We start from the raw sequence: 26,432 nt of genomic DNA, 5'->3' as shown, positions 1-26,432 counted from the left end.
TCTGGAAGGTCCATGGATGCGCTGTCCCAAGACCTGAAGGATCTCCTCCGCCTCGCCGACGTACCGGCGGGAGTCCTGGACGCGCCGGGCGCGAAGCTCCGCTGGACCTCGCCGCCGGCCCTGGCCCTGGTGCTGGCCCGGTGGATCACCCGGGACGGCCGGCGCACCTCCCTGTGGGTGGACGCCCCCAGCGAGGCCGAGGCCCGCACCCTGGCGGCGGACCTCCAGGCCCTGCTGCCGGGCGTGGGCGTGGCCCACTTCCCGGGCTTCGCACCCTACGCCGGCGGCGAGAGCAGCCCGCCGGGCATGGTGCTGCGGGAGCGCCTGTCGGCCCTGGTGGGGCTCCTGGAGCGACGGGTGCAGGTGCTCGTCACCGGGCCCCTGGCGGCCTGCGAGCGGCTGCCCCATCCCACCTGGTTCCAGCGGCAGAAGCTGGAGCTGCGGCTCGGGGCGGAGGTGCCCCGGGAGCTGCTGCTGGAGACCCTCGTGGCCCTGGGCTACCGCCGCACGGAGATGGCCTCGGCGCCGGGCGAGTTCAGCGCCCGGGGCATGGTGGTGGACCTCTGGCCGGATCACCTGGAGCAGCCCCTGCGCCTGGAGACCTTCGGGGACGAGCTGGAGCGCCTGGGCCCCTTCGATCCCGACACCCAGCGCCGCACGGGCGAAGCCCTGGAGGCACTCACGCTCTACCCCCGCTACGAGGCCGAGCGCCGGCTGCTGCTGGAGGCGACGGAAGCCCGGGGCGACCGCACCTCGGAGCCTGGCGACGACCTGGCCTTCCGCCGCGCCCGGCTGGCCTCCCACGGCCACTTCCCGGGCGAGGAGCTGTTCTATCCCCTGGCCGGGCAGCTGGCGGGTCAGCCCGCGGGCCAGCTCGTCCACTGGGTGCCGCCCTGCCTGCGCCTGCGCCTGGATCCCGCCTGGGAGGAGGCCCTGCGCGAGGCCGAGCGGGCCCGGATCGAGGAGGGCCTCGCGGTGCTCCGGCGGGGCGGGGTGGTGTGCCCGGACTTCGAGGACCGCTTCCTGCCCGCCGATCCCAGCCGCCCGACCCTCCACCTCACCGAGTGGCAGAGCGAGGCCACGGTGCCCCTGGCGGCGCAGCCCGTGCGGGAGTTCCAGGGGCGGGCCGGGGAGCTGGCGGAGTACCTGAAGGACCTGGCCCTCACGGGCCACCGCGTCTTCCTGGCGGGCTCCACCCAGGGGATGCGGGACCGGCTGTCCGAGATCCTCCGGGAGCACGACCTGCCCCTGGCCACGGGGACCGATAGCGGCTGTCGCGCCATCCACCTGATCCTGAGCGCGGGTGTCCACCTCAAGGAACCCGGCCTGGTGCTCCTCACGGAGCGCGAGGTCTTCGGGCGCCGGGCCGTGCAGGCCGCGCCGAAGAAATCCCGCAGCGCCGCCTTCCTCTCCGACCTGCGGGACCTCAAGCCCGGCGACCGGGTGGTGCACCTGGACCACGGCATCGGCGAGTTCGTGGGCTTCGCCACCCTCACTGCGGGGGGCGAGGAGCAGGAGGTGCTCCAGCTCCGCTATGCCGACGGCGGCCAGCTGAGCGTGAGCCTGGAGCGGGCGGACCTCCTGCAGCGCTACACCGGCGCCGAGGGCCACCTGCCGCCCCTGGACAAGCTGGGCGGGGCCTCCTGGGCCAAGGTGAAGCGCCGGGCCAAGAAGGCCATCCGCGACATGGCCGAGGAACTCCTGAAGCTCTACGCCCAGCGCAAGCTGGAGCAGGGCCACGCCTATCCGCCCGACGGGCCGGAGATGGCGGCCTTCGAGGCCAGCTTCCCCTTCACGCCCACGCCGGACCAGATCGAGGCCAGCGAGGCGGTGAAGGCCGACCTGGAGTCGCCGCGGCCCATGGACCGCCTGCTCGTGGGCGACGTGGGCTTCGGCAAGACGGAGGTGGCCATGCGGGCCGCCGCCAAGGTGGCCCTCGAGGGCCGCCAGGTGGCCGTGCTCTGTCCCACGACCATCCTCTGCTTCCAGCACTTCCGGACCTTCAAGGAACGCTTCGCCGGCTTCCCCGTGAAGATCGAGATGCTGAACCGCTTCGTGGACAAGGAGGACGTGAAGCGCATCCAGCAGGAGCTGGCCGACGGCAAGATCGAGATCGTCATCGGCACCCACCAGATGCTGGGCGCCCGGGTGAAGTTCGCGGACCTGGGCCTGGTGGTGGTGGACGAGGAGCAGCGCTTCGGCGTGGCCCACAAGGAGAAGCTGAAGAAGCTGCGCCTCAACGTGGACCAGCTGGCCATGAGCGCCACGCCCATCCCCCGCACCCTGCACATGAGCCTCACGGGCCTGCGGGAGATCAGCCTCATCGAGACGCCGCCCAAGGACCGGCTCGCCATCGAGACCGTGGTGGCGCCGTGGTCGGACGAGCTGATCCAGACCGCCATCCAGTTCGAGCTTCGCCGGGGCGGCCAGGTGTACCTCGTCCACAACCGGGTGGAGTCCATCACGGCCATCGCCGCGCGGGTGCGCGAGCTGGTGCCCGACGCCCGCGTGGGGGTGGGCCACGGCCAGATGACGGACGAGGGCCTGGAGCAGGTGATGCTGGCCTTCATGGAGGGCCGCCTCGACGTGCTGGTGGCCACCACCATCGTGGAGAACGGCCTGGACGTGCCCAACGCCAACACGCTCATCGTTCACCGGGCCGACGCCTTCGGCCTCAGCCAGCTCTACCAGCTCCGGGGCCGCGTGGGCCGCAGCGACGTGCCCGCCTACGCCTACCTGCTGATCCCCGCCAAGCACGAGATCAGCGAGGACGCCCGCAAGCGGCTGCAGGCCCTGGAGGACTTCTCCGAACTGGGCTCGGGCTTCCGCGTGGCGGCCATGGACCTCGAACTCCGCGGCGCAGGCAACCTGCTGGGGGGCGAGCAGAGCGGGCAGATCCACGAGATCGGCTTCGAGCTCTACGTGAAGCTGCTGGAGGAGACGCTCCAGGAGCTGCAGGGCCAGCCCAGCGGCACCTTCGAGGTGAAGCTGGACGGCCTCGCCGGCGGCGCGCAGCTCAGCCGCCGCTGGATCGACCAGGCCAGCGAGCGCCTGGTGGCCTACAAGCGCCTCTCCCGCCTGCGCAGCGAGCAGGACCTGGAGCTCTACCGCCTGGACCTGGAGGACCGCTTCGGCCACGTGCCCGAGGACGACGAGGGCACCCAGCGGTTCTTCGAGATCCTCAAGGTGAAGCTGCGGGCCCAGGCCCTGGCCGTCTCCGAGGTCACCGTGGACAGGGGCCGGCTCAAGCTGCGCCTCAGCCCCCAGACGCCGGTGGACCCCGCGAAGCTCATGGCCTGGGTGCGCGCCCAGAAGGATGCCCAGCTCAACCCCGACGGCGCCGTCCTCCTGCTCATGCCGCCCAGCGAAGGCGGCCCCGTGATGCAGGCCCAACGCGTGCTGGCGGCGTGGGCGGGGATGGTGAAGTGAGGCCCATCGAAGCCCGATGCGTCAACAGATGACGTTTCCGGTTGTCGCCGCGATCGCCGTTCGTAGCGGTCCGGTTATCCCTCGCTGCATGACAAGGATCGCCTGATACGAGCCTCCTGTTCGGCGCGGTATTGGACGGTTCGGCTCTGGTCGGCCTCGGCGAGTGCATGCCGGAGGGAGGCAGCGTCAAGATCGTTGCAGTAGGCTGGCGTTCCGGGCTGCTGTCTCCAGGAGTCGTGCAGAGCGCCACCATCGACGGGATCGAAGCCGAGGTCGTCGACGAGGCAGAGTACGGTTGCCTTGGCTTCCGCAGAATCGCCGCACACCGAGAGGGCCTTCCGCCCCCTTGTTCCCTTCGGAGCCCCCTTTCTGGCGAGGCTTCCGGCGAAGATATTGTTGAATGCCTTGATCACGGGATGGCCGATCTGCCGCGCGACCCACTGGCTGTCGAGCAGCCCCTGGTCTATCGCGTGGATGCGGCCATCGCGGAGCTCGGGATGGTAGTTGCCGATATCGATGACGACAATGCTGCTAGGGAGAGCTGAAAACAACCCGGGTGGAAGATTGGGGACGGCCTTCGTTGGAATCGCAAGGATGATGATGTCTCCGGCATGTGCGACATCAGCCACGGGAGCGGGCGTCACTCCGATATCGGCCGCGAACGCCGCCAGGCTCTCAGGGCCCCTCGAGTTCGCGATCAGGACAGGATGGCCGAGTTTGGCAAGGTGGTGCGCAAGGACCCCTCCCATACTCCCAGCGCCAATGATTCCAATCGTGGGATGAGTCATATCTTCTTTCCTCGTGTCGATGGAAGGGTGGCCCGCATCGGCGGGGACATCTCCGCGCCGGCGGCGGGGACCTCCGGCTAGACCTTGGCGGCCTCCGGCGCCTTCATCGCGCCGGGCAGGCCCAGGAGCTTCCGGGCCGTGCCGATCTGGCCCAGGTGGTAGGCCTCCTCCATGAGGAAGGTGCCCACGATCTGGTCCAGGGGCATGGCGGCCTGCATGGCGGGGTGGAGCCGCGGTTCGGTCCAGTCGGCGACGGCGTCGAAGGCCTCCGCCAGGGCCGCCTGCGTCTCGTCCATGGCCGCCTCGAGCTGCGCCAGCGTCCGGGGTCCGGTCGCCGCCGGGTGCTCGCCGGACGGGTTCAGGGTCCCGAGGAGCCAGCGGCGGTTCTCCACCAGGTGGGTGAGGATCCACGTGACGCTGTTCACGTGGGGCGCCGGCGGCTGGTCCGCCTGGCGCTGGGTGACGTCGGCCAGGTTCCGGGCCATCAGGACCTGGCGGTTGAGGGAGAAGAGCGTGGTCCAGGGCTGGGACATGGATCCTCCTTGGGAGGGGCGCCGGGGCGCGGTTTGGGGATGGAAGGCGGACGGGGCTCCGCCCGCTTCGTGCAGGTTATCGGGGCCATCGGGGCCGGTCGGGAATCAGTCTTCGACGAAGGCCTTGAGGCGGCCCAGGGCGACGTCCCACTCCCGGGAGAGGCGCGCCAGGTACTGGTGGGCGTCCTCGAGGCGCTTGGGCTCGAAGGTCCAGATGCGCTCCCGTCCCTGGCGGGCGCTCGTGACGAGCCCCGCCTCGGCCAGCACGTCGAGGTGCTTGGTGATGGCCTGCCGGGAGACGTCGAACTGGCCGCTCAGGCGAGTGACCGTGAGCGGCCCGCTGGCGCAGAGGCTCACGAGCAGGCCCAGGCGCGTGGCGTCCCCCAGCGCGGCGAAGAGCGGCGCCGCGTCCTTCAGCCGCGCGGGGGAGAGGGCCTCAGGCCGTGACATGGCGTTCGATCCGGGGCAGCTGGCCCGCCCACCCGGCCTCGTTCATGCGGAAGGCCTCGTCGCGCCGCTCGGGCGGCAGCCGGTCGAAGCCGGACTCCACCACCCGGAGCAGGGTGCCGCCCTCGGCCGCTTCGAGCCGGAACTCCACGAGGGTCATGGGCTCCTGCGAATAGTCCTTCGCCGCATCCATGGGGTAGGGATGCCACCGGTAGGAGAAGAGGGACTCGGGCTCCATGCGCTCGATCCGCATCTCCAGGTGGATGTGCTGGTAGTTCGGATGGGTGATCCGCCCGAAGACCGGCTGGCCGGGCACGAAGCGCCCCTCCAGCTTCATCCCGAACCAGGTGCCGAACTCGTCCGCGTCCGCCAGCGCCTTCCAGACCCGGGTCCGGGGGGCGCGGAGATGGATCTCCTTCCTGATGCTGTCGGTGCTTGATGCCGTCATGGGCAACCTCCGAGTTGCATGTTAAGCGCTTCGGAGATTGATGCAACCCCCTGGTTGCATTTTTTTCGGGGCGGGCGCCCTAGAGGGATGCCGTCGGGTCGGGTTCCGGCAGGGGGACCTTCCGGATTCCACGTTCTCCGCTGGTTGCGCCATAGCTCTTGAGCCTGCGGTACAGCGTCGTCGAACCGATCTGCAGCTGCTCGGCCGTGCGGGTCTGGTTGCCGCCGTTCAGATCGAGCGCGGACAGGATGTACTCCTTCTCGATCTCATCGAGTGGCCGCACGGCGCCCATGCTGGGCAGAGGGATGGGGAAGGCGTTGCGGATCTCCTCGGGAAGATCCTCGAGTTCCACCCGGTCCCCAGGGGCCAGCGCGACAGCGCGTTCCATGGTGTTCTCGAGCTCGCGGACGTTGCCGGGCCACGCGTAGCGCATCAGCTGGTCCGCCGCGACCGGCGATATGCCCGTGATGGTGCGCTTCATGGCCAGGGCCGAGCCGGCGAGCAGGACCCTGGCGAGCGGCAGGATGTCCTCCAGGCGCTCGCGGAGGGGGGGCACGTGCAGCTCGACGACCTTGAGCCGGTAGTAGAGATCCTGCCGGAAGGCACCCGAGGTGACGCCGAGGGCAAGGTCCCGGTTGGTCGCGGCGAGGATCCGCACATCGATCGGACGGCTCTTGTTCTCCCCGACGCGCCGGATCTCCCGTTCCTGGATGGCCCGCAGGAGTTTGACCTGCATGCCGGGGGAGACCTCGCCGACCTCGTCGAGGAGCAGCGTCCCGCGGTTGGCCGCCTCGAACAGGCCCGGCCGGTCCTGGGTCGCCCCGGAGAAGGCCCCCCGCGCATGCCCGAAGAGTTCGCTCTCCAGCAGCGTCTCGGTGATGGCCCCGCAGTTCAGGGCGATGAAGGGGCCTGAGGCGCGCATCGACTCGTCGTGGATGAACCGCGCCACCCGTTCCTTGCCGGAACCGCTCTCGCCGGTGATGAGGACCGTGGAATCGACCTTGGCGACCCGGCGGGCGAGGTCCACGACCTGACGCATCCTGGAACTCCTGGCGACGATCCCCAGCGGTTCCTCGACATCGCGCGCCACCCGGACGAGCATGCGCCGGTGATCGCGGAGCTTCCGCTCGGAGGACTTCAGGGATTCGGTGACCCGATGGAGCGAGACTTCGAGGCACTCCTTGAGGAGGCTGGGCACGAAGTAGCGGAGATCGGCGGTCCTCTCCTCGCCCCACTCCTCGCGCGTCTTCCCGAAAAAATGGCAGGCGGCGTGTCCCTTGCAGACGCAACGGTCCTCGAGGACATAGATCTCCCGGCCCGTGCTCCGGCTCTGGTACCCGCTGAGGAGCCCACAGAGGGTCCAGCACACCGGCACGTCCGATCGGCCGAAGTGCAGGAGGTGCTGCTCCGCCTCGTAGGACCCGAAGGCCACCATGCCCTCCTTGGAGAGGGGGCCCTGGTTTGGCGGATCGACGCGGAAGAGGCCCTCGAGGGCGTGGATCCGGATGCCGGCCTCCTGCCATTCCAGGTCGTTGTCCCACTTGAACTCGGCGCGCATGGCCTCGGCCATGCGCCAGCCATGGGCGAAGCCGAACTGGGTGAGCACGGTGCGGGCGGCCGTGTGGCCGAAGTTCTCGATCAGGTACTTCCGGAGAAGCCCCATCGCGACGGCATCGATGAGCAGGGCACGCTGCCCGGCGAAGCGGATCAAGCCGCCCTCCGAGTCCAATTCCAGCAGCTCTCGATGATCCAGCTGATCAATTCCCAATCGGAGCCTCGTTCCTTTCGAACTGAATGGAAGGGTAGGTCATTCCGACTGGAAAGCCAGGGCGGTCCTCGGCCGGGTTGCGTTTAAATATATTAAAATAAATATATTTATGATTCGGAATAAAAAATGCTTCATCCAGGTGCTGGAAAGGATCCCGACCATGAGAGCAGGAACGCTGGCCACGCGGCGTGGCTTTTCTGTGGGTGTCACGCCGCCTTCCGTCCCCGAGCCGGGAAGTCCTTCCGGCGATCGAGGCCCCAGGCCGCTTCCCCGCCTTCGGAAGGACGCGGCATCCCTGGAACGGCTGCGGCTCCCCCGGATGACGGCGGGTCCACCCCGGATGCTCCTGCAGGCAGGCTCCAGCCCGGCTCCTTTTCACGCCCACGCCGTGGGCCCATCCGCGGTCGCGGCCTCGCCACGTCCGCAAAGGAGACCTTCATGACGATCCATCACCACCCTGAGCCGAAACCGAAGATGGGCAAGGTTCGCAACCCCGCCCTCCCGGTGGGGGAACCCAAACCGGATCCGGAGCTTCCGCGTCCCACGCCGGAGCTGAGCCCGAGGCCCGGCCGGGAGGTCCAACCCGCCCCTTCCAGCCAGGGTGCCCGGCCGCCCCAGAACCCGCAGACGGCCAAGCCCGGCCTGTACCTCCCTCCGCCCACGGACGCCCTGCCGAAGACCGGGGCTGACGCTGCCAAGCGCGACGCCAAACCGGACGAAGAGGACGAGACCCGGCCCGGGATGCACCAGCCCAAGGCTGGGCTGCACCATCCCCGAACCATGAAGAAGTAGCATGCGAATCCGTCCCATGACCCGCTTTCGCTGTTTCAACCGTCGCGATCGGCCGATCCGGAGCCGCCGGGTGTTCGGAACCCCCGGTGTCCGGATGGCCCATCGCTTCCACGCCTTCCCTGGCCCGGCTCGGGTCGGGGCGGGTTCAGCTGCAATCCCCTCCCACCACGTCGCCCCATACGGGGCAGAACAAGAGGATGAACCATGCGAACCTTCAAATTGAATTCCTACGCCTCGATCCTGATCCCGGCCGCGCTGGTCATGGGCGCAGGCATCGTGCAGGCCTCCCAGCCGGACGACCGGATCGAGGCCACGGCCAGGGACAGCTACAACTTCAAGACCTACCTGAAGAATGACGCCATCAAGGTGGCTTCCTCGGAGGGTGTGGTGACGCTCACGGGCACCGTGGCCACGGAGTACCACAAGACCCTGGCGGAGGAGACGGTCGCCGGCCTGCCGGGGGTGAAGAGCGTGAACAACCAGCTCGCGCTGGCCGGTGAACAGCCCGCCGAACATTCGGACAGCTGGATCACCCTGAAGGTCAAGACCGCACTGGCCTTCCACAGGAATGTCAGTGCCACCGGGACTGAGGTGACCACCCAGGATGGCATCGTCACCCTCCGGGGAGAGGCGGACTCCGAGGCGCAGAAGCAGCTGACGAGCGAATACGTCAACGACATCGACGGCGTCATGCAGGTCCGCAACGAGATGACCGTGCAGAAGCCCGCCAAGCCGGCTCCCAAGACCATGGCCGAGAAGGTGGATGACGCCTCCATCACGGCCCAGGTCAAGACGACCCTCCTCTTCCACAAGTCCACCCACGCCATGGCCACGAAGGTGACCACCAAGGATGGCGTGGTGACCCTGCACGGGGAGGCGCAGAACGCCGCCGAGAAGGACCTGGTGGGCAAGCTCACCGAGGACATCAAGGGCGTGAGGCACGTGAACAACAAGATGTACGTCCCGAAGTCCTGATGCCCTTCCCGCCTGGATCCCTGGCCCGTCCAGGGGTCCAGGCGGGGACCGCATCGAACAGGGGCCCCGAGCCGAGGACCCGCGCCTGGAATCCCGCAGCGACCCCGTCGCTGCGGCACGCCGGCCGAGGCGCAAGGGAACCCACATCCGCATCGCGGCTGGGCGTCGCGCCCACGTCGTTCCCGGGCGCCTCGTCCAGGTGCGGAAGGCCATCGCAAGGGGGGATCCATGCCGGACAGCAGGAAAGCGTTTGAAGACAAGCTGGAAGCGGAACTGGCGCGACGGACAGCCGAGCTCGACGCCCTCAGGGCGAACATCAAGTCCGGACAGGTCGCTGCGGGGGCCGGGGCCGACCTGGCTGTGGAGGCCCTGCAGCGCAAACGGGACGAGGCCCAGAATCACCTCCTCAGCCTGAAGGTCGCCAGCGACGACACATGGGAAAGCCTGAAGGCCGGGATCGAACAGTCCTGGCTCGAGATCGAGGGCATGTTCCATGGATCTTCGGGAAAACCATGATTCGCCATCCATTCGGAAGTACTCAGGCCTGGCCCAGGAGGGCTCTATGTTATGGACCATCGCGGTGATCTTGATCGTTCTCTGGGCAGTGGGCCTCGTCAGCGCCTACACCCTGGGCGGCTTCATCCATGTGCTGCTCGTGCTCGCCATCATCATTGTCCTGGTGCGGATCATCCAGGGCAGGCGGGCCCTCTAGTCCTGCTCCCCGGCATCGAACCGGTGAACGGGGCCTTCCCATCCGGCCGCAGGGTCGCGGGGGCCCCGATCGGGCGCCGTGGAATCCCAGTGCCAACCCCGCAGGTACCGGCATCGTGCCGGCCTTCCCCGATCGCGGGGCATCCCAACCGGAACATCCAAAGGAGTACTGACCATGAGCCAGGAAAACCCTTCCTCCATGATGCCCATGCTGATGACCTTCATCGCAGGCGCCGCTGTCGGGGGGATCATCATCGCCCTGACCACTCCCAAATCAGGACCCGAACTCCGTGGGGACCTCAAGGATCTCGCGCGCCGCGCCAAGCGGGAGGCGGGAAACCTGGCTGATGCGGCCGGAACGGCCTGGGACGGTCTTCGGGAGCGCACCGTGCTGGCCTCGAGCGATCTCTCGCGCGGATTGTCGGATGCGGCGGACCACCTGCGGGGCTGAACGGGCGGAGGCCCGGGCCCAAGTCTGGCCGGTGGCGGGGGTCATGGTCATCTGACTCGCCTCTGGTCGTCCCTTATTGGAGGAACTCCTGATGAGCAAGATGATGTTCGATTCCAAGACGACGAAGCACCTGGTCGAGCTGCTGAACCAGTCCCTGGCCGACACGCTGGATCTCGCGTACCAGACCAAACAGGCCCACTGGAACGTGAAGGGTCCGAACTTCTATGGGCTGCACCTGCTGTTCGACTCGCTGTACGTGCAGCTGACCGCCTTCGGGGACGACCTCGCGGAACGCGCGGTCAGCATGGGCGGCCAGGCCCTCGGAACGATCCGGGCCGCGGCCCGGGTCTCCCGCCTCGACGAGTACCCCCTCGACGCGCGGGACAGCAGGCTGCACGTCGAGGCCATGGTGGACCGCTACCGGAACTACACGCGGCACACCCGGCATGCGGTCCAGGAGGCCAGCGAGCTCGGCGATCCGGATACGGCCGATCTCTATACGAGCATCAGCCGCGCCATGGACAAGGCGCTCTGGATGCTGCAGGCGCACCAGGAAGTCTCGAAACCCCATGAGGTTGTCCATGCCTGACAAGCCCATGGTCCAGGAAGGAGGTGGAGGTCAGCCATGCGTGCCAACCTGAATGGAATCCAGATCGCCTACACGGACCTGGGCAAGGGCCTCCCGTTGCTGTTCGTCCACGGATTCCCGCTGAACGGCGGTGCGTGGGCCGGCCAGGTGGGGGCCTTCCGGTCGAATTGTCGGGTCATCGTGCCGGACCTGCGGGGGTTCGGAAGGAGCGGGGCCTTGCCCGGTCCCGTGCCGATGAGCCGCTACGCGGAGGATCTCGGGGCCCTGGTCCAGCAGCTGAATGCGCCCTCCGTCATCCTCCTGGGCCATTCCATGGGCGGCTACGTGGCCCTGGCTTTCGCGAGGGCCTTCCCCAAGGCCGTCAGAGGGCTGGTGCTGGTGGGCACGAAGGCCGGTGCGGACTCGCCTGAAGCTGCTGCCGCGCGCCGCGAGGCCGCGGCGAAGGTCGGGACCGAGGGCACCCAGAGCCTGGTGGAGGCCATGGCGCCGAAGATGCTTTCCGCCGCCAACACCGACGCCGCCATGGCCCAGGCCGTGCGGCATCTCATGGCATCCTCCCGGCCTGATGGGGTCGTCGGCGCCCTCCTGGGAATGGCCGAGCGGCCTGATGCGCGGGAGTGGCTGGGGGGAATCCGGGTGCCGACCCTGGTGATCGCGGGGGAGGACGATGCCATCATCCCCACCCTCGAATCCGAGGCCCTGGCGAAGGCCATCCCCGGCGCCCAGCTGAAGCTCATCCCTCGCGCTGGTCATCTCGTGGCCTTCGAGCAGCCGGAGGCCTTCAACGAGGCGTTGCGGGACTGGCTGGCCAGGCCGGGGGCCGGGATGGATGCCGGCCCCTTCGATTCGACCCAGGACCAGCCCGCCGAGCTGGTCGGCGTGTCGCCTGAATCCAAAGGAGGATGAACCTTGCTCGAGCGCAACCGGGATCTGCGATTCCCACCGCGATGCAGGCAGGCACCTCGCGGAGTCCCCGCGCGTCGGTTCCGATTTCGCCGGCGGCCGCCGGGCGGGCCGGGGCCGGCCGGGCGCGTCCTGGGGCGTACCCCCAGGGTCAGCCTCTTCCGCCATTCCCGCCACCGGCTCCCGCGCCGTGTCCAGCCCGACGGCGGGCCGGGACGTCCGAGCCAGGGAGGGCGTGGGGGCGGCCGATGGACGGGGTGCCTCTGCAGCAGGCCTGCGCAACACCGGCATACCCCGGAACAGCGGCCATCCGCGCGGATCGGCCATGATGGCCGCCATATCCATCGGGATCGCCCATGGCTCGGAAGCATGGGACGCCAGGACCCGGGGCCGCCCCGAAGCCTCCTGAAGCGCCAAATCCGGCGCCAGCACGCCCTGGAGGAGCGGGCCCTGAAGGCCCTGGTCACCGGCACCTGAGCGGCATCCGGGAGGGACACATGGAAGGTCTGTCAGGGAGGAATCTCACATGAAACGAGTCGAGCTCATCCGTGCGGGAATGCTGCCGCTGCTCCTCTGGGCGGTCATTCCCGCCTATGGGCAGCGGGATCGGCAGGAACGGGAGGACAAGCCCCAGAAGGCGAAGAGAGAAGAGGCCCGGCCGGCGCGGCCACCCAGGGAGCCTTCCGACCGGAACCCACAGGAGCAGCCGCGCCAGCGGCAGGAGGATGCCAGGCGGGCGCAGGCCGACCGGCAGCGGGACCAGCAGCAGCAGGCCGCCCGCCAGCGGGACCAGCGGCACGAGCGCCGGGCCCAGCGGCCGCCTCGGCCGGAGCCCCGTGGGCCCGTGGCGGAGCGCCGGGGCATCTGGCAGGGACATCGAGCACTGGACTGGCGCGTCGAGCACCGGAGCTGGCAGCAGCGCGGGGGATACCAGGGCTACCGCATTCCTGAGGATCGGTATCGATCCCATTTCGGTCCGAGCCGTGTCTTCCGCATCTACAGCCAGCCCCTGATCGTGTTCGAGGGGCACCCGCGCTTCCAGTTCGGCGGGTTCTGGTTCAGTGTCCTGGATCCCTGGCCTGAATACTGGTCCGACACCTGGTACGACGACGACGATGTGTATATCGACTACGCTGGGGATGGCTACTACCTCTACAACCACCAGCACCCCATGGACCGCATCGCCGTTTCAGTCTCCATCCGGATGAACTGACCGTGATCCCCGGGACTGTGATCCTTCCCAACCTGCCCGGGTCTGGCCCCCACAGCCCCGGGGATCCACAGCGTTCTGCCTTCATGGGAGTCGGCCCCGACAGGGGGCCGTCTCCCGGGAGGTACGGGGCCGGAGCCATCCAGTCCCTCCCGAATCGAGGCCCCCATGCACAAGCCAGATGAGATCGGATCGAAGCTGACGGGTGTGCCCCGCGGGGCCCCGCGTGAGCGGGCGGGGCAAGTGGCACGGCACCTCGCCGAGTACGGATGCGAGGTCAGCCTCATGTCCGAGCGGCGCGACCTTCCGGAGGAACAGCCCCATCGGCTGGGAGCCAGCCTCAGGGGGAGACCCCCCGCCCCCTGAGCGACGCCCGGCTCGCACCCGCGCGGCGGTTGTCGCGGGTGACCCGGACCGGAGGCATGGAAGGGAAGCGGCACAGGCGCCGTTCGGATCGAGGAGGGGACGGACACCATGGCAGGAAAGAGAAAGGACCCCAAGGAACAGGCGATCCAGGCGCCGGCGGTCGACGCGGCCGAGCCCCAGGGAGCTGTTCCGGAAGCCGATCCTGCCGCCCTGGACAAGCGGGGCCGACGGTCGGGCGGAAGGCGGGATGTCCCGCTCCCCATTGTCGGCATCGGGGCCTCGGCCGGGGGATTGGCCGCCTTCGAGGCCTTCTTCTCCGGCATGCCGGCTGAAACCGACCCAGGCATGGCCTTCGTCCTGGTCCAGCACCTCGCCCCGGACCATGCGAGCATCCTCACCGACCTCATCAGGCGCTGCACCCGCATGCAGGTCTTCGAGGTCGAGGACGGGATGTCCGTCAAGCCGAACTGCATCTACATCATCCCGCCCAACAAGGACATGGCCTTCCTGCATGGCACCCTGCAGTTGATGGAGCCGGGCGCTCCGCGCGGCCAGCGGCTGCCCATCGACTTCTTCTTCCGCTCCCTGGCCCAGGACCAGCGCGAGCGGGCCATCGGCATCGTGCTCTCCGGCACCGGCAGCGATGGCACCATGGGCGTCCGGGCCATCAAGGGCGAGGGTGGCATGGTCATGGCCCAGAACCCCGGCTCCACCGAGTACGACGGCATGCCGCGAAGCGCCATCGGCACGGGCCTGGTGGACTATGAACTTCCGCCAGCCGAGATGGCCGCCCAGCTGATCGGCTACGTGGCCCACGCCTTCGGCAAGCCCCCTCGCGCGGCTTCGGCGGCCCCGCCGAAGTCGGAGAACGCCCTGAACAAGGTCTTCGTCCTGCTGCGGGCGCAGACGGGCCACGATTTCTCCAACTACAAGCCCAGCACCATCCAGCGGCGCATCGAGCGGCGGATGGCCATCCACCAGATCGACACCATGGAGGGCTACCTGAAGTACCTCCACAGCACGCCAACGGAAGGGGGGGCGCTCTTCCGCGACCTGCTGATCGGGGTGACGAGCTTCTTCCGGGATCCAGCCGCCTTCAAGGCGCTCGGGGAACAGGTCATCCCCAGGATCCTGGCGGGCAAATCCGAGGGCAGCCCGGTCCGCATCTGGTCGGCGGGCTGCTCCACCGGCGAGGAGGCCTATTCCCTCGCGATCCTGCTGCGGGAGGGGATGGATGCCCTGAAGCAGAGCTTCCCGGTGCAGATCTTCGCCACCGACCTCGACGGCCAGTCGATCGCCTCGGCCCGGGCAGGCGTGTTCCCGGCCAGCATCGCCACCGACCTGACGCCGGAGCGGCTGTCGCGCTTCTTCACGGCCGAGCCCGATGGCGGCTACTACCGCATCCACAAGGCCATCCGGGACATGCTGGTCTTCTCCGAGCAGGACCTGATCAAGGACCCGCCCTTCTCGAAGCTCGACCTGATCAGCTGCCGCAACCTCCTCATCTACATGGGAGGGGAGCTGCAGAAGAAGCTGATTCCCCTCTTCCACTACGCGCTGAATCCCGGTGGATTCCTGTTCCAGGGGACCTCGGAGACCGTGGGAGAATTCGGCGACCTGTTCGTCGTGCTGGATCGCAAGGCCAAGTTGTACCAGCGGAGGGATGCTGCCCAGGGCGGGCACCTCGCGACCCTGACCCGGATCCACCCGACCGCCGTCGGCATGGACACCCCCCTCCCGCACATCGCGGGCAGTGCCGGTCCTTCCGGGAAGCAACCCCTGCGGGAGCTGGCCGAACAGGCGCTGCTCCGGCAGGCCGTGCCCGCGGGTGCGCTGGTCAACGGGCGGGGGGACATCCTCTACCTCCACGGCCGCACCGGCCAGTACCTGGAACTTCCTCCCGGGGAGCCTGGGATCCACAACATCCTGAAGATGGCCCGGGAGGGGTTGCGGCGGGAACTGACGACCGCCCTCCATCAGGCGGTGGGCTCGAATGCGGTCGTCCGCCGCCAGGGGCTCACGATCAGGACGAATGGCGGCCACGTCAGGGTCAACCTGACGGCCAGCCCGGTGACGAACGGACCCGCCGCCAAGTCCGGGGTGCCCCTGTACCTGATCATCCTGGATGAGCCCCTGCCTGCGGAGGCTGCGGGACTTGGTCCTTCCCCGGGGGACGGCGGCTCCTCGACGGAGACCGAGGCCCGGGTCGAGGCCCTCAAGCAGGAGCTGCAGGCCAAGGAGGAGTACCTCAAGGCCTCGAACGAGGAACTGGAGACGGCCAACGAGGAGCTGAAGTCCTCCAACGAGGAGATGCAGTCGGTGAACGAGGAGCTGCAATCGACCAACGAGGAGCTGGAGACCTCGAAGGAGGAGCTGCAGTCCGTGAACGAGGAGCTGGCGACGGTCAATTCGGAGCTGCAGATGAAGGTGGCCGACCTCACCCGGGCCAACAACGACATGAACAACCTGCTGGCCGGCACTGGCATCGGCACCATCTTCGTGGACCACCAGCTGCGCATCCTGCGCTTCACACCCGCCGCCACGCGGATCATCAACCTGATCCTCGGCGATGTGGGCCGCCCGGTCGGCCACATCGTGTCGAACCTGGTGGGGTGCGAACAGCTCGTGGCGGACGTGCAGGAAGTGCTGGACACGCTGGTCACGAAGGAGCGGGAAGTCCAGACGCTGGACGGCAGGTGGTACACGATGCGCATCCAGCTCTACCGGACGCTGGACAACGTGATCGAGGGAGCGGTCCTCACGTTCGTCGACATCACGGACATGAAGGGGATCCGGGCGGCGCTGCAGGAGAGCGAATCCCTCTTCCGGGAGCTGGCCGGGTCCCTGCCGCAGCTCCTCTGGATGTGCCGACCCGATGGCCTCTACGACTACCTCAGTCCCCAGTGGATCGAGTACGCGGGGATTCCGGAGTCCCATCGGCTGGGTTCCAGCTGGCTGGACCAGGTCCACCCGGAGGACCGGGGCGCGCTGAAGGCGGCGTGGGACACGGCCGTGGCGACGGGGGAGCCCTTCACGGCCGAATTCCGCCTGTGCCATCACGGCGGGGACTTCAAGTGGTTCGACACACGCGTGACCCCCCTGCGCAACCCCGCGGGGCAGATCGTGAAGTGGTTCGGCCTGAGCAGGGGCATTCCGGACCCCATGCCAGGTGGATCGTCCGCCCAGGCGGCGGCGGCACGTCGCAGGGAATCGAGGGAGGTGCCCGATGAAAAGGAAGCAGGAAGCATCCCGGAAAATGGCTGAGCTGCGCTGGCGAGCCGAGGAGATCGCCAACGGGAAGGGCGTCCTGGTGGACGACCACCATGAGGTGATCTCCCCACGGGACATGCGCCAGAGCCTCCACGAACTCCGCGTGCACCAGATCGAACTGGAGATGCAGAACGAGGAGCTGAATCGCGTGCAGGCCGAGCTCGACACGGCCCGAGCGCGCTATTTCGACCTCTATGACCTGGCGCCCGTGGGCTATTTTGTCGTCTCCACGGAAGGGCTGATCGTGGAAGCGAACTTCACCGCCGTGGCCCTGCTGGGGGTCCCCAGGGCCTCTCTCGTCAAGCAGCCGATCACGCGGTTCATCCACAAGGAGGACCAGGACACCTACTACCTCCAGCGCAAGCGGTTCCTCGAAACGGGAAAACCCTATGCGTGCGACCTGCGGATGGTGAAGGCGGACGGATCGGTCTTCTGGGCGCATCTGGCGGCCACCTCCGCCCGCGATTCGTTCTCGGGCCATGGGCAGGAGGACGAGCAGGCGCCCGTGGACCGGGTCGTGGTGAGCGACATCACCGAGCGCAAGGCGGCGGAGGCATTGAAGGCCAAACTCGAAGAGCAGCTTCAGCAGGTCGAGAAGCTCAAGACGGTGGGCCTCCTCGCGGGAGGCGTAGCCCATGATTTCAACAACCTCCTCACGGTCATCCTGGGCAACGCGAACCTGGCCCTCATGGTGGCGGGCCCGGAGGCTCGGCTGGCACCCTACTTCGAGGCCATCGAGAAGGCCTCCCTGAAGGCCGCGGATCTCACCCAGCAGCTCCTGTCCTATGCGGGAAACGAGAAGATCATCCCCCGGCAGGTGGACATCAACGTCGTCGTCAACGAAATCCTCCAGATCATCTCGGCCTCCGTCCCCGGGAATGTGCGCATCGACTGTGACCTGGGGGAGGGCCTTCCCTCCGTGGTGGGAGACTCCACCAAGATCTTCCAGATCCTGATGAACCTGGTCATGAACGCCCTGGAGGCGATCCCGGAGGGCGGGGAGGGCGTGATCAACGTCCTGACGCGATCGGAGGCGATCGTCGAGGCCACCACCCGGTCCGGACTATCGGTCCTGCCCATGGCGCCGGGACGCTATGTCACCGTGGAGGTGATGGACACGGGGCTGGGCATGACCCCCGAGGTGGCGGAGCGGGCCTTCGACCCCTTCTTCTCGACCAAGTTCGCCGGCCGCGGCCTTGGCCTGGCCGCCGTGATCGGCATCCTCAGCAGCCACGGCGGCGGGATCTGCGTGCGGAGCGAGCCGGGGAGCGGCGCCTCCTTCAAGATCTTCCTGCCTGCAATGGCTTGAAGACCTCGTCCGGTTTGCAGTCCAGGCCAGGAGGATCCCCGGGTCTGATCAGGGGATTCGCCTCGGTAGCCGCTCCGGCCTGACCCGCCCTTCCGGGGGAGCGGGCCCCGGTGGTGGGGCAGGCGACGCCGGGCCGGAAAGCGTCCGCGCCTCCCGGCTCGGAAGGCGCGGACGGGGTTCCGGCGGGGCTCTACCAGATCTTCACGCGGTCCTTGGGCGCCAGGTAGAGCTTCTCGCCGGGCTTGACGGCGAAGGCGGCGTACCAGGCATCGAGGTTGCGCACAGTGTCGGCGCGGTACTCGGCGGGGGCGTGGCCGTCGGCGAGCAGGCGCTGGCGCAGGGCGGCCTCGCGCATCTTGGTGCGCCAGCTCTGGCCGAAGGCGATGAAGAACTGCTGGTCGCCGGTGAACCCGCCCACCGTCGGCGCAGCCTTGCCCTTCAGGGACAGGTGGTAGGCGTCCAGGGCGGCGGCGAGGCCCGCCACGTCGGCGATGTTCTCGCCGAGGGTGAGCTTGCCGTTCACGTGGGCGTCGGGGAAGGGCCGGTAGGCGTCGAACTGCCGGGCCAGCTGGTCCGCCGAGGCCTCGAAGTGGGCGAAGTCCTTCTCGGTCCACCAGTTCTTCAGGCGGCCCTGGTCGTCGAAGAGGGCGCCCTGGTTGTCGAAGCTGTGGCTGATCTCGTGGCCGATGACCGCGCCGATGGAGCCGTAGTTCATGGCCTCGGGCCGCTTCGGATCGTAGAAGGGGGGCTGCAGGATGGCCGCCGGGAAGTTCAGGGCGTTCATCACGGGCAGGTTCACGGCGTTGACGGTCTGGGGCGTCATCACCCACTCGCCGCGGTCCACGGGCCGGCCCAGCTTGGCGACGGCCTGGTGGAGCTGGAACCGCTCGGCCCGGTCCTCGTTGCCGAAGGCGTCCCCGGCCTTGATCTCGAGGGCGCCGTAGTCCTCCCAGCGGTCGGGGTAGCCCACGCCCACCTTCAGCACGGCCAGCTTGGCCTTGGCCTTGGCCTTCGTCTCGGGGGCCATCCAGTCGAGTTGGTCGATGCGCGCCCGGAAGGCCGCCAGGATGTTCTGCACCATGGCCTGGGCCCGGGCCTTGTCGGCGGCGGGGAAGTACTTCTCGGCGTAGCGGCGGCCCACGGCATCGCCCAGGGCGGCGTTGGTGGCGTCCACGGCCCGCTTCTGGCGGTCCCGCTGCTGCGGCGTGCCCTGGATGACCTTGCCGTAGAAGGCGAAGGCCTCGTCGCCGAAGGCCTTGGGCAGCACGGCGGCGTGGTGGTCCAGGGCGTGGAAGGCGAGGTAGTCCTTCCAGGTCTCCAGGGGCTGGCCGGCCACCAGGGCGGAGAGCCCGGTGACGGCACCCGGCTGCCAGGCCACGAAGGTCTGCTGGGCCCCGAGGCCCGCGGCGGCGAAGAAGGCCTCCCAGTCCATGCCCGGGGCCTTCGTCGTGAAGTCCGCGCGGCTCCAGGGGTTGTCGCCCTTCTTCACCTCCTCCGAGTCCTCGCGGGTGGCGTGGGCCTCGGCGATGCGGTGCTCCAGATCCAGGACGCGGGCGGCCTTGGCTTCCGCGTCCTTCTCGCCGGCCAGGGCCAGCACCCGGGCGATGTGGGCCCGGTACTGGTCGCGGACGGCCTGCATGCGGGGCGAGGGATCCAGGTAGTAGTCCCGGTCGGGCATGCCCAGGCCGCCCTGGAGCAGGAAGGCCGAGTAGTGGCTGGGATCGTTCAGGTCCTGGGCCACCCACAGGCCGAACAGGTTGTCGGTGTAGAGGTTCGTGGCGTTGATGGCGTCCACGTCGGCCCGCAGGGTGCCGCCCAGGAAGGCGGAGAGGGCCTTCCGGTCGCCGAGGGCCTGGACCTGCGCCAGGAGCGGCTGGATGGGCTTCAGGCCCGCCTGCTCGATGGCGGCGGTGTCCAGGAAGGCGCGGTAGTAGTCGCCGATCTTCCGCAGCTCGGTGCCCTCGGGGGCCTTGGCCTTCGCCGCGGCGAGGATGATCCCGCCGGTGCGGCGGTTCGTGAGGTCGAAGAGGTGGGCGAAGGGGCCGTCGGCGCTGCGGTCCGGCGGGATGACGGTGTGCTTGAACCAGGTTCCGTTGGTGTAGGCGAAGAAGTCGTCGCCCGGTTTCACGGTGCGGTCCATGCCGGCGAGGTCGAGGCCGGGGGTGGCCGCCTTGGCCGGGGCGGCGGCGGGCGCGCCGGCGGCCAGGGGTCCGGCCACCAGGGCCAGGGCGAGGAGGGACGCGTTCCAGGGATGGCGCGGGGACATGGGGACTCCCGGAGAGGCTCGCGGGCTCGGCGCGAGGCCTTCCAGGATGGCACGGGGGCCCGCGGAGAGCCGGATGGAACATGGGAGGCCCCCGCGGCATCCCAGGAGCGGCATTCCGCCCCGGAGTCCGCCATGCCTCTGTACTCCCGATCCGCAGCCCTCCTGATGCTCCCGGTCCTGCTGGCCGCGGGCCCCCCCAAGGCCCCGGCCATGGACCCCAAGGCCTTCCAGGCCTGGCTGGACTCGGCCGCCCCCACGGCGGCCCACGCCCGGCTGAAGGCCTACGTGGGGGCCTGGACCACCCGGCAGACGGACTGGCTGCCCACGGGGGAGAAGTGGAACGAGGCCGACGGCACCGCCACCTGCCGGCTCGTCCTGGGGGGGCGCTTCCTGCAGGAGGACTACGCCACCACCCTGGACGGCCATCCCTTCCACGGCCTGGGACTCACCGGCTTCGACCGCCAGCGGAACGCCTATGTGGCCGAGTGGCTCGACGATTTCGGCACCGGTGTCATCTCCCTGGAGGGCACCTTCGACGGCACCGGCCATGTGCTCACCCTCCTGGGCCCGTCCCCGGCCGGTTCGGTGGGCGGACACGCCGCCTCGGGCTGGCGGGTGACGGACACGTGGTGGGACCCGGACCACCATGCCGTGGCCTGGTGGGGCCAGGGGATCGACGGGCGGCCCGTGAAGGTCTCCGAGATCCTCTACACGCGGGACCGCTGAACCCACCCGCCGGCGCGGGGCCGCCGTTCGCCGGTCTCCCCGCCTCCGGGGGGTCCCTCCGGCCTACCTTGGGAACGTCCTCCGGGAGCTCCCATGGCCCTCACCCCGTCCGCCGCCCTTCCCATCCGCCTCCTCCAGGCCGTCTGCCTGGCCCTGCTGGCCACGGGCCTCGGACCCGCGGCCCTGAGGGCCCAGGAGACGCCCGTGGCCACCCTGGGGGACCTGGCCTCCGCCGAAGTCCGCCAGCAGGGCTTCACCCTGCCGCGCCCCATGAAGGTCCACGTGTTCGCCCGGGGGGCCGGCGTTCGCTTCTGGTGGGAGGGGCGCGCCGGGACCCAGCTCTTCGCCTCGGGCTGGATCCTGGACGCCGCCACCCGGGAGGTGGTCTGGCAGATGGATGGCGTCACGAGCCGGCGGGACGGCTCCGACCGGGTCGCAGACCGGTACCTGGATCTGCCCGCGGGACGCTACGAGGCCTATTTCGCCGACTACGGTTTCGGCGAGAACCTCTTCTTCGCCGGCTGGATCCGCAACATCGACCGGCGGGACCTGGGGCCCGGGACCGGGCCGCGGGGGAGCCACAGCCTCCTGGGAGCCCTCGGCCTGAGCCGGGAAGGCGTCACGCAGGAATGGCGCCGCCGGGTGGGCCGGTACGGCCTGCAGGTGAGCGTGCCCTCCGCCGAGGCCGCCTCGGTGGCGGCCTTCGCCGCCCCCCTGCGCTGGAAGAACAGTTTCCTGATCCTGGCCGCCGACCGGGACGGGGGCCGCTGGAGCCAGGCCTTCCTGGTCCGCCGGCCCATCGCCGTGCATGTCTATGCCGAGGGCGAAGCCAGCGGCCGCCGGATGGTGGACACGGGCTGGATCCAGGACGCCCGCACCCGGAAGGCCGTCTGGGAGATGACCCCGGACAAGGCCCGGTATGCGGGCGGCGCCGAGAAGAACCGGCGGCAGGTGGAGGTGGTCCAGCTCCCGGCCGGCACCTATGTCGCCACCTTCGTGACCGACGACTCCCACTCGCCCGCGGACTGGAACGCCCAGCCCCCCTGCGATCCCGGGCTGTACGGCCTGACCCTCTCCACCCCCGCCGACGGGGACCTCGCGGCCGTGTCCCTGATCCCGGAACCGGCCCCCGGGCCCGTGCTGGCCGAGCTGGTGCGGGTGAAGGACGACCAGGACCTGCGGGCCGGCTTCGTCCTGAAGGCCGATCAGGCCGTGCGCGTCTACGCCATCGGCGAGCGGGATGGCGACGAGATGGCCGACGGGGCCTGGATCGAGGATGCCTCGGGAAAGACCGTCTGGCGCCTGGACGCCCTGCGCAGCGAACCCGCCGGCGGGGCCTCGAAGAACCGCCAGGTCGACGAGCTGGTCACCCTGCCGAAGGGGACCTACACCCTCCGGGTCCGCACGGACGGCTCCCACGCCTTCGGCGACTGGAACGCTGCCCGGCCCTGGGACCCGGAGCACTACGGCGCCACGGTGTACGGGGTCAAGTGACCCGCCGCTTCGCCGGGTCGGACGGGGCCTCTCCGCCCCGGATGGCCGTCTCGGGGTGGAACCGCGCCGCGCACTCGGGGCAGATGCCGTGGGTGAACTGGGCCGACGAACGGTCCTGGATGTAGTGCTCCAGCTGCGTCCAGTAGCCCTGGTCGTCCCGGATCCGCTTGCACCAGGAGCAGATCGGCACCAGGCCGCTGAGGGTCTGCACCTCCGCCAGGGCGGCCCGGAGCTCCTGGATCAGCCGCTCCCGCTCCTCCGTGGCCCGGACCCGCTCCGTGATGTCCCGCGCGATCACGGAGATGCCCGACAGGGTGCCGTCCCCGAGGACGACGGGGCAGGCCGTGAGGGCGACGTGGATCAGGGCCCCGTCCTTCCTGCGCCGCAGGGTCTCGTGGTTGCGGAAGCGCCGGCCTTCGCGGAGGGCGTCCAGGAGTTCCCCGGAGGCGGGCAGCAGGTCCTCGGGTACGATCAGGGAGGGCGGCTGCCCGATGGCCTCGTCGGCGCGGTAGCCATAGAGGGCCTCGGCCCCGGCGTTCCAGTCGGTGATGGTGCCGTCCATGTCCGCGGTGTAGATGGCGTCCTCCGTGGATTCCACGAGGGCGGTCAATCGGCGGCTGCGGGCCTCGAGCCGCTTCTGCTCCGACAGGTCCCGGAAGAGGATCACGGTCATCTGCTCGCCGGCCAGGTTGGTGAAGACGGTGGACACCGTCTCGGCGGGATAGGTGGTCCCGTCCCGCCGCCTGTAGGCGAGCTCGCCCCGCGCATGGCCGGTCCGCCGGCGTTCCTCGAGGAAGGCCTGGAGCCGTGGGTCGGAGGTGACCACCATCCCCTCCCGGCCCCGGGCGCAGATCTCGGCCTCCGTCAAGCCGGTGGTCCGGCAGGCGGCGGGGTTGGCGGCCAGGATCGCGCCCCCGGGCGAGGTGAGCAGGATGGCCTCGGCGCTGTTCTCGAAGATGGCCCGGAAGCGGAACTCCTCCTCCCGGAGCTGGGACTCCATGCGGCACCGCTCCGTGGTGTCGCGCCAGGTGACGGCGAAGCCGTCCCCCAGCCGGGTGGCCCGGAAATCGAAGGCACGCTGCAGCCGCCGGCCGCCGTACACGTCCTCGTAGACCAGGGTCTCCCGGGCCAGGGGCTCGCCCGTTTCGACGACGTGGCGGTAGGCCTCCAGCAGGTCCCCCTGGTGGCCGGGCAGCAGCTCCAGCAGCCGCCGCCCCAGCGTCTCCTCCCGGGACCGCTGGTTGAGGCGGCACCCGGCGTCGTTGATGTAGTCGTAGCGGAAATCCTCGATCTCCCCGGCGGCATTGCGCACGGACGAGAGGATGGCGAAGCCGTCCAGGAGGGTCTCCAGGCAGATCCGGAACCGGGCCTCTGGGCCGGGGTCCATGCGCTCCAGGCGCCGGTTCAGGGCCTCGAGCTGGACTTCCAGGTCCTGGCGGGTGGGATGGGGCGACATGGGGGTTCTCGAAGGGCGCTCAGGCCGGGTTGCCCGGGCTCCGGGCGGTGGGGAGAACGAGGTCGGGAGCGAACCGGCCCGGGAGGCGGGTGCCGCACGGCCCGCACCGTCCCTCCGCGTCCAGGTCCTCGCCCAGCAGGCGGTAGCCGTCCCGGCGGATCACCGTCGCCCCGCAGCCGGGGCAGCGGGTCGCCTCGCCGTCGGGGTCCCGCACATTGCCCGTGTAGACGAACTGGAGTCCCGCCTCCCGGGCGAGGCCGCGGGCGCGGCGCAGGGTGGTGAACGGTGTGGCGGGCCGGTCCAGCATGCGGTGGTCGGGATGGAAGGCGCTGAAGTGGAGGGGGACCTCCGGCCCCAGCTCGGTGGCGATCCAGGCGGTGAGCCGCCGGAGTTCGTCGTCGGAGTCGTTGAGGCCGGGGATCAGCAGGGTCGTGATCTCCGTCCACACGTCGGTCTCGTGGACGAGGTGGCGGAGGGTGTCCAGCACGGGCTGGAGGCTGCCGCCGGCGACGCGCCGGTAGAAGTCCTCGCTGAAGGCCTTGAGGTCCACGTTGGCCGCGTCGATGTGGGTGAAGAAATCCCGCCGGGCGGCCGCCTCCAGGTATCCCGCCGTGACCGCCACGGTGGCGACCCCCGCCGCATGGCAGGCCTCCGCCACGTCGGAGACGTACTCCAGGCAGATGGCGGGCTCGTTGTAGGTGAAGGCGACGCTGCGGCAGCCCAGGCGCCGGGCGGCGGCGGCGACCTCCTCCGGGGCGGCCCGTTCGCGGAGGCGGTCCAGGTCCCGGGACCGGGAGAGGTCCCAGTTCTGGCAGAACCGGCAGGACAGGTTGCAGCCCACGGCGCCGAAGGAGAGGACGCTCGACCCGGGCAGGAAGTGGTGGAGCGGCTTCTTCTCGATGGGGTCCACGCAGAAGCCGCTGGTGCGGCCGTAGGCGGCGAGGACGAGGCGGTTCCCCTCCCGCCGGCGGAGGACGCAGCGGCCGGCCTGGCCCTCCCGGAGGGTGCAGCCGTGGGGGCAGACGTCGCAGCGCAGGCGCCCGTCGGCGAGCCTGTGCCAGTGGCGGGCCGGGTAGAGGAAACCCGCCCCCGCAGGGCCGGCGAGGTCCGCGGCCGTGGGGGGCCGGGGGCGGGGCTCATCCCGCCAGGATTCGACGGTGTAGGTCCAGGCCCGGAGGTGCGGGGACCAGAAGCCCGCGGGCCACCCGGCCTTCCGCTTGAGGGCCAGGAGGAAGGCGGCCGGGTCCGGCAGCTCCTCCCAGACCTGGGGCAGGAAGGTGACGTTGCGGCCCTCGCATTCCAGGAGGAGCCCGTCCACGCCCGGGCGGAGCTGGCGGAGGAGGTCGGCCTCGTCCGACCAGGCCAGGGGACGCAGAGGGGAGAGGAGGGACACTTCCACGCCCAGACGCGGCAGCTCCTCCCGGCGGAGGGGGTCGAACCGGGGATCGTGGAAGGCCGCGGCCCGGGCGTGATCGAGGAGGTCCTCCACGAGGGAACCGTTCGGGGTGAGGCTGCCCAAGCAGCCGCGCAGCTCCCCGTCCAGGGTGAGGGTCACGAAGCTGGCGCCGGGCTCGCCGCAATCCTCGGGATGGCCGCACGGGGGACCGCCCAGGGCCGCCTCGAGGGCGCCGCGGGCCAGCTGGGCCAGGCGGAGGCCGTCCCGCTCAGGGATGGCCGGCGCCGGTTTCGAAGAAGGCGAAGGCGCCATACCCGACGACCTCCTCCTGGCCTCCGGCCGTGTCGCCCGAACTCCGGAGGTCCAGGAGGGCGGGATGGAGCTGCTTGCGCCGTGCGACTTCCAGGAGGCCTGCCACGGGCGCGGCGCCGCAGGCGCGTTCGGAGTCCAGGGTGGTGTCCAGCCGGAGGATCATCCGGCTGGTCTCCTCGTCCACGGCCCGACCCAGGCGGTAGGGCAGGTAGTGGGAGAGATCCGAACTCACGATGATCACCGTCTCGGTACCGCCCCACAGGGCCTCGAGGACCTCGGCCACCTGGAAGGGCGTGGCCTGGCCCACGGCCAGGGGCACGAGCTCAGCCTGGGGCGCCACCCGCTGCAGGAAGGGCACCTGGACCTCCAGGGAATGCTCGGGGCGGTGGATGGCCTCGCTGTGGCGCACCCAGGGGATCCGCGCGGTGGCCCCCGCATCGATGGACTGGGGACCCAGGGGGGTCTCGAAGGCTTCGGCCTCGGGCAGGGCCAGGCCCGGGAAGGCCGCGTGGTGGCTGGGGCCGAGGAGGACCACCCGCGTCAGGTTCGGACCTTCGCGCAGGAGGCGCGCATAGCCGCTGGCGGCCACGGGGCCGGAATAGGCGTAGCCTGCGTGGGGCACGATCAGGGCCTTGGGGGTGGGCTCGTCGAGGGGCACCCGCACCGCGTCGAGGAGACGGTCCACCTCCTCCCGCAGGCGCTCGGGATCCTCCGGGTAGAACATGCCGGCGACGACGGCAGGACGCAGGGTCAGCATGGCGACCTCCCTTGAACGGCAGAGGTACGATGGGTC

The 26,432-nt window shown here is 69.7% G+C and carries 22 protein-coding genes; 13 read left to right on the top strand and 9 right to left on the bottom strand.

Translation table 11 applies throughout. The annotated features are described in order from the left end of the window. Positions 1–12 precede the first annotated feature (12 nt). Positions 13–3,429, top strand: a complete 3,417-nt coding sequence (mfd, locus tag QSJ33_RS09735) for a transcription-repair coupling factor (RefSeq protein WP_285725061.1) — start codon at positions 13–15, stop codon at positions 3,427–3,429. A gap of 74 nt (positions 3,430–3,503) precedes the next feature. Here the strand turns inward: mfd and QSJ33_RS09730 are convergent, their stop codons facing one another. From QSJ33_RS09730 to QSJ33_RS09710, 5 genes are all read right to left on the bottom strand, one after another. After that, complete coding sequence (locus QSJ33_RS09730; RefSeq protein WP_420801392.1) at positions 3,504–4,238, bottom strand: NADPH-dependent F420 reductase; 735 nt, start codon at positions 4,236–4,238, stop codon at positions 3,504–3,506. A gap of 56 nt (positions 4,239–4,294) precedes the next feature. After that, positions 4,295–4,750 (bottom strand): DinB family protein, encoded by a 456-nt coding sequence (locus tag QSJ33_RS09725; RefSeq protein WP_285725057.1) that lies wholly within the window; start codon positions 4,748–4,750, stop codon positions 4,295–4,297. A 105-nt stretch (positions 4,751–4,855) separates the two neighbouring features. Then, positions 4,856–5,200, bottom strand: a complete 345-nt coding sequence (locus tag QSJ33_RS09720) for an ArsR/SmtB family transcription factor (protein ID WP_285725054.1) — start codon at positions 5,198–5,200, stop codon at positions 4,856–4,858. Further along, entirely contained in the window at positions 5,187–5,645 is a 459-nt protein-coding gene (locus QSJ33_RS09715; RefSeq protein ID WP_285725053.1) for an SRPBCC family protein, read from the bottom strand. Before QSJ33_RS09715 ends, QSJ33_RS09720 begins: the two co-directional genes overlap by 14 nt. Positions 5,646–5,724: 79 nt before the next feature. Beyond that, complete coding sequence (locus QSJ33_RS09710; protein WP_285725051.1) at positions 5,725–7,413, bottom strand: sigma-54-dependent Fis family transcriptional regulator; 1,689 nt, start codon at positions 7,411–7,413, stop codon at positions 5,725–5,727. 438 nt (positions 7,414–7,851) lie between these two features. On the opposite strand from QSJ33_RS09710, the gene QSJ33_RS09705 reads away from it, so the two are divergent. From QSJ33_RS09705 to QSJ33_RS09660, 10 genes are all read left to right on the top strand, one after another. Continuing rightward, a complete protein-coding gene (locus QSJ33_RS09705) occupies positions 7,852–8,205 on the top strand; it encodes a hypothetical protein (protein ID WP_285725049.1) in 354 nt (117 codons plus the stop codon). 204 nt (positions 8,206–8,409) lie between these two features. Further along, positions 8,410–9,180 carry a BON domain-containing protein gene (locus QSJ33_RS09700; RefSeq protein WP_285725047.1) on the top strand — a complete coding sequence of 257 codons (771 nt, stop codon included), beginning with the start codon at positions 8,410–8,412 and terminating at the stop codon, positions 9,178–9,180. 228 nt (positions 9,181–9,408) lie between these two features. Beyond that, positions 9,409–9,696: a sll1863 family stress response protein gene (locus QSJ33_RS09695; RefSeq protein WP_285725045.1), complete on the top strand. Its 288-nt coding sequence runs from the start codon at positions 9,409–9,411 to the stop codon at positions 9,694–9,696. Between the two features lie 46 nt (positions 9,697–9,742). After that, positions 9,743–9,892: a lmo0937 family membrane protein gene (locus QSJ33_RS09690; protein ID WP_285725042.1), complete on the top strand. Its 150-nt coding sequence runs from the start codon at positions 9,743–9,745 to the stop codon at positions 9,890–9,892. A 207-nt stretch (positions 9,893–10,099) separates the two neighbouring features. Next, positions 10,100–10,342 (top strand): YtxH domain-containing protein, encoded by a 243-nt coding sequence (locus tag QSJ33_RS09685; protein WP_285725040.1) that lies wholly within the window; start codon positions 10,100–10,102, stop codon positions 10,340–10,342. Positions 10,343–10,433: 91 nt separating this feature from the next. Beyond that, on the top strand, positions 10,434–10,931 hold the full coding sequence (gene dps / locus QSJ33_RS09680; RefSeq protein WP_285725038.1) for a DNA starvation/stationary phase protection protein Dps: 498 nt from the start codon (positions 10,434–10,436) through the stop codon (positions 10,929–10,931). Positions 10,932–10,967: 36 nt separating this feature from the next. Beyond that, a complete protein-coding gene (locus tag QSJ33_RS09675) occupies positions 10,968–11,837 on the top strand; it encodes an alpha/beta fold hydrolase (RefSeq protein ID WP_285725036.1) in 870 nt (289 codons plus the stop codon). Between the two features lie 523 nt (positions 11,838–12,360). Then, positions 12,361–13,047: a hypothetical protein gene (locus tag QSJ33_RS09670; protein WP_285725032.1), complete on the top strand. Its 687-nt coding sequence runs from the start codon at positions 12,361–12,363 to the stop codon at positions 13,045–13,047. A 471-nt stretch (positions 13,048–13,518) separates the two neighbouring features. After that, positions 13,519–16,674: a chemotaxis protein CheB gene (locus QSJ33_RS09665; protein WP_285725030.1), complete on the top strand. Its 3,156-nt coding sequence runs from the start codon at positions 13,519–13,521 to the stop codon at positions 16,672–16,674. Continuing rightward, positions 16,667–17,989, top strand: coding sequence for a two-component system sensor histidine kinase NtrB (locus QSJ33_RS09660; protein ID WP_285725028.1), 1,323 nt, complete (start codon positions 16,667–16,669; stop codon positions 17,987–17,989). Before QSJ33_RS09665 ends, QSJ33_RS09660 begins: the two co-directional genes overlap by 8 nt. A gap of 190 nt (positions 17,990–18,179) precedes the next feature. Here the strand turns inward: QSJ33_RS09660 and QSJ33_RS09655 are convergent, their stop codons facing one another. Then, entirely contained in the window at positions 18,180–20,255 is a 2,076-nt protein-coding gene (locus QSJ33_RS09655) for a M13 family metallopeptidase (RefSeq protein ID WP_285725026.1), read from the bottom strand. A 132-nt stretch (positions 20,256–20,387) separates the two neighbouring features. Here QSJ33_RS09655 and QSJ33_RS09650 point away from each other — a divergent pair, with 132 nt between their 5' ends. After that, the gene (locus tag QSJ33_RS09650; RefSeq protein WP_285725024.1) at positions 20,388–20,981 is read left to right on the top strand and encodes a DUF1579 family protein; all 594 of its coding nucleotides are present in this window, start codon (positions 20,388–20,390) and stop codon (positions 20,979–20,981) included. Between the two features lie 93 nt (positions 20,982–21,074). Continuing rightward, positions 21,075–22,475, top strand: coding sequence for a hypothetical protein (locus QSJ33_RS09645; RefSeq protein ID WP_285725023.1), 1,401 nt, complete (start codon positions 21,075–21,077; stop codon positions 22,473–22,475). On the opposite strand, the gene QSJ33_RS09640 is transcribed toward QSJ33_RS09645, so the two are convergent. Genes QSJ33_RS09640 through amrB form a run of 3 tightly spaced genes read right to left on the bottom strand, consistent with a single transcriptional unit; the run spans position 22,468 to position 26,396 of the window. Continuing rightward, positions 22,468–23,931, bottom strand: coding sequence for a PAS domain S-box protein (locus tag QSJ33_RS09640; RefSeq protein ID WP_285725021.1), 1,464 nt, complete (start codon positions 23,929–23,931; stop codon positions 22,468–22,470). The two genes, QSJ33_RS09645 and QSJ33_RS09640, sit on opposite strands and share 8 nt — an antisense overlap. 19 nt (positions 23,932–23,950) lie before the next feature. After that, on the bottom strand, positions 23,951–25,639 hold the full coding sequence (gene amrS, locus QSJ33_RS09635) for an AmmeMemoRadiSam system radical SAM enzyme (RefSeq protein ID WP_285725019.1): 1,689 nt from the start codon (positions 25,637–25,639) through the stop codon (positions 23,951–23,953). After that, positions 25,596–26,396, bottom strand: a complete 801-nt coding sequence (gene amrB, locus QSJ33_RS09630; protein WP_285725017.1) for an AmmeMemoRadiSam system protein B — start codon at positions 26,394–26,396, stop codon at positions 25,596–25,598. Before amrB ends, amrS begins: the two co-directional genes overlap by 44 nt. Between the last annotated feature and the right edge of the window lie 36 nt (positions 26,397–26,432).

Origin of the sequence: Geothrix rubra (assembly GCF_030268065.1) — a bacterium.
GTDB classification, from domain to species: Bacteria; Acidobacteriota; Holophagae; order Holophagales; family Holophagaceae; genus Geothrix; species Geothrix rubra.
Note: the sequence above shows the minus strand (reverse complement) of the source record. Positions and strands in the feature narration are given on the sequence as shown.

Coding starts and splice junctions, on each gene's coding strand:
- mfd (WP_285725061.1), top strand. CDS start 13: ATGGATGCGCTGTCCCAAGACCTGAAGGATCTCCTCCGCCTCGCCGAC.
- QSJ33_RS09725 (WP_285725057.1), bottom strand. CDS start 4,750: ATGTCCCAGCCCTGGACCACGCTCTTCTCCCTCAACCGCCAGGTCCTG.
- QSJ33_RS09720 (WP_285725054.1), bottom strand. CDS start 5,200: ATGTCACGGCCTGAGGCCCTCTCCCCCGCGCGGCTGAAGGACGCGGCG.
- QSJ33_RS09715 (WP_285725053.1), bottom strand. CDS start 5,645: ATGACGGCATCAAGCACCGACAGCATCAGGAAGGAGATCCATCTCCGC.
- QSJ33_RS09705 (WP_285725049.1), top strand. CDS start 7,852: ATGACGATCCATCACCACCCTGAGCCGAAACCGAAGATGGGCAAGGTT.
- QSJ33_RS09700 (WP_285725047.1), top strand. CDS start 8,410: ATGCGAACCTTCAAATTGAATTCCTACGCCTCGATCCTGATCCCGGCC.
- QSJ33_RS09695 (WP_285725045.1), top strand. CDS start 9,409: ATGCCGGACAGCAGGAAAGCGTTTGAAGACAAGCTGGAAGCGGAACTG.
- QSJ33_RS09690 (WP_285725042.1), top strand. CDS start 9,743: ATGTTATGGACCATCGCGGTGATCTTGATCGTTCTCTGGGCAGTGGGC.
- QSJ33_RS09685 (WP_285725040.1), top strand. CDS start 10,100: ATGCTGATGACCTTCATCGCAGGCGCCGCTGTCGGGGGGATCATCATC.
- dps (WP_285725038.1), top strand. CDS start 10,434: ATGAGCAAGATGATGTTCGATTCCAAGACGACGAAGCACCTGGTCGAG.
- QSJ33_RS09675 (WP_285725036.1), top strand. CDS start 10,968: ATGCGTGCCAACCTGAATGGAATCCAGATCGCCTACACGGACCTGGGC.
- QSJ33_RS09670 (WP_285725032.1), top strand. CDS start 12,361: ATGAAACGAGTCGAGCTCATCCGTGCGGGAATGCTGCCGCTGCTCCTC.
- QSJ33_RS09665 (WP_285725030.1), top strand. CDS start 13,519: ATGGCAGGAAAGAGAAAGGACCCCAAGGAACAGGCGATCCAGGCGCCG.
- QSJ33_RS09660 (WP_285725028.1), top strand. CDS start 16,667: ATGGCTGAGCTGCGCTGGCGAGCCGAGGAGATCGCCAACGGGAAGGGC.
- QSJ33_RS09655 (WP_285725026.1), bottom strand. CDS start 20,255: ATGTCCCCGCGCCATCCCTGGAACGCGTCCCTCCTCGCCCTGGCCCTG.
- QSJ33_RS09650 (WP_285725024.1), top strand. CDS start 20,388: ATGCCTCTGTACTCCCGATCCGCAGCCCTCCTGATGCTCCCGGTCCTG.
- QSJ33_RS09645 (WP_285725023.1), top strand. CDS start 21,075: ATGGCCCTCACCCCGTCCGCCGCCCTTCCCATCCGCCTCCTCCAGGCC.
- QSJ33_RS09640 (WP_285725021.1), bottom strand. CDS start 23,931: ATGTCGCCCCATCCCACCCGCCAGGACCTGGAAGTCCAGCTCGAGGCC.
- amrS (WP_285725019.1), bottom strand. CDS start 25,639: ATGGCGCCTTCGCCTTCTTCGAAACCGGCGCCGGCCATCCCTGAGCGG.
- amrB (WP_285725017.1), bottom strand. CDS start 26,396: ATGCTGACCCTGCGTCCTGCCGTCGTCGCCGGCATGTTCTACCCGGAG.